2 protein-coding genes and 1 pseudogene are annotated in these 1,542 nt (G+C 69.1%); 2 read left to right on the top strand and 1 reads right to left on the bottom strand.

All coding sequences use genetic code 11. From position 1 onward, the window contains the following. Positions 1-170 precede the first annotated feature (170 nt). On the top strand, positions 171-746 hold the full coding sequence (locus GWK61_RS54480; protein WP_194922274.1) for an MBL fold metallo-hydrolase: 576 nt from the start codon (positions 171-173) through the stop codon (positions 744-746). A gap of 53 nt (positions 747-799) precedes the next feature. Continuing rightward, the gene (locus GWK61_RS54485; RefSeq protein ID WP_194922275.1) at positions 800-1,417 is read left to right on the top strand and encodes a TetR/AcrR family transcriptional regulator; all 618 of its coding nucleotides are present in this window, start codon (positions 800-802) and stop codon (positions 1,415-1,417) included. An 18-nt stretch (positions 1,418-1,435) separates the two neighbouring features. On the opposite strand, the pseudogene GWK61_RS54490 reads toward GWK61_RS54485, so the two are convergent. Then, positions 1,436-1,542: pseudogene (locus GWK61_RS54490) on the bottom strand (IS5/IS1182 family transposase); the annotation flags it as partial.

The raw sequence follows: 1,542 nt of genomic DNA on the forward strand, positions 1-1,542 counted from the left end.
ACCTTCGAGAAAACCCTGCTCAACCGCCATGTCTTCCATCCCGACTGGAACTACACAGTCCTCACGACACCGCGCACCGACACGACACACCCGAACTGAGGGAAGTTGTTTCTGCGTGGGCCCTAAGCGCGGCCGAGTACGCCGCGCGCGAGGACAAGGTGTTCGGCCTCGTGCCGCTCGCCTACCCGCCCTCCATCGCGGCGATCGACGACTGGCGCGGACTGGAATTCACCGGTCCGCCGATCGGCGGGTTCTCCGGTTCCGCGGACGTGTTCGGCGACGGCAGCGTCATCGCCCTGCCCACTCCCGGGCACAGCCCCGGAAGCACCAGCGTGCTGGTCGACCGCCGATTCCTGCTGACCGGCGACGCCATGTACACCATCGGGCACCTCGCCGTCGACCAGGTCCGCGCCATCCAGACCGGCGGCGAGTCCCAGTACGTCGACTCGATCCGCCGCATCCAGTGGCTGCGCCGGGAACTCCCGGAACTCCTCATCCTGACCTCGCACGACCACACCGAATACGGCGAGCGGCTGATCGCCGGCCTGGCCGACGGCCAGTTGTCCGATGCGGACCTCGCCTGGGCCAAGTCCTACGAACGAGCCACCTTCGACGAACTCGCCAACATCAACCCGGCCCGGCTCCCCCGCTTCGCGCCGGCAGCCGACGGCGGGGCGGTCGGCAGCGCGGTCGGCAGCGCAGACACCTCGGCCCCCACGGTCACTGAGGTTCGGGAAACCGTGTGACGGCCCCTCAACGATGGAACGCTACTGTTCCGTCATGATGTAAACTGCCGGCCATGTCGACGGAGAAAGCACCCGCCAAGCGGGCCCTGGCCGGCGCCGCCGTCCTTCAACCGGCGGTCACCTCGTCCATCTCGGACGCGATGTTCGCGGAGCTGGCCGGCCAGGGATACGCCCGGATGTCGATGGAGGCCGTGGCCCGCGCGGCCGGCGTCGGCAAGGCAGCGCTCTACCGCCGCTGGCCGTCGAAGCGGGCCATGGTGATCGACCTGGTGGCCGACGCCATCCGCCGCACCCTCCCCGAGGCCGTCGACACCGGGAGCCTGGCCGGCGACGTCCGCTCGTTCCTGGACTTCACCGTGGCGCAGGCCCGCAAGCCGTCGGTCGTCCAGGTCGCCCTGGACATGCTCGCCGAGAGCGCCCGCGACGAAACCCTGGCCGCGGAACTGCGCGACATCGCCGCCGTGCCCCGCCGCGACGCGGTCCGCAAACTGCTGGAGCGCGCCGGACGCCGGGGCGAGGTCCCGCCCGACATCGACGTCGAAACCTGCATCGACTTGCTGATCTCCCCGTTGGTATTCCGGCTCGCACTGACCGGAGGACCCGTCGACGACCGCTATCTCGATGTGCTCACCAACGCGACCGTCGCGGCCTTGGCTTCGGCCCGCTCTTAGAGCGACCGAGGATAGGGGTCATTTCAGGCGTCGAGTGGTGGGTCGTGTGTCCCATCGGTAGCGGGTGCGGGCTTCCCGGATGAGTGCACGGACGGTGACGAACGCGGCGGCGAGGTAGAGGTAGA

The sequence above is a fragment of the Catenulispora rubra genome, from assembly GCF_015356825.1.
GTDB lineage: Bacteria > Actinomycetota > Actinomycetes > Streptomycetales > Catenulisporaceae > Catenulispora > Catenulispora rubra.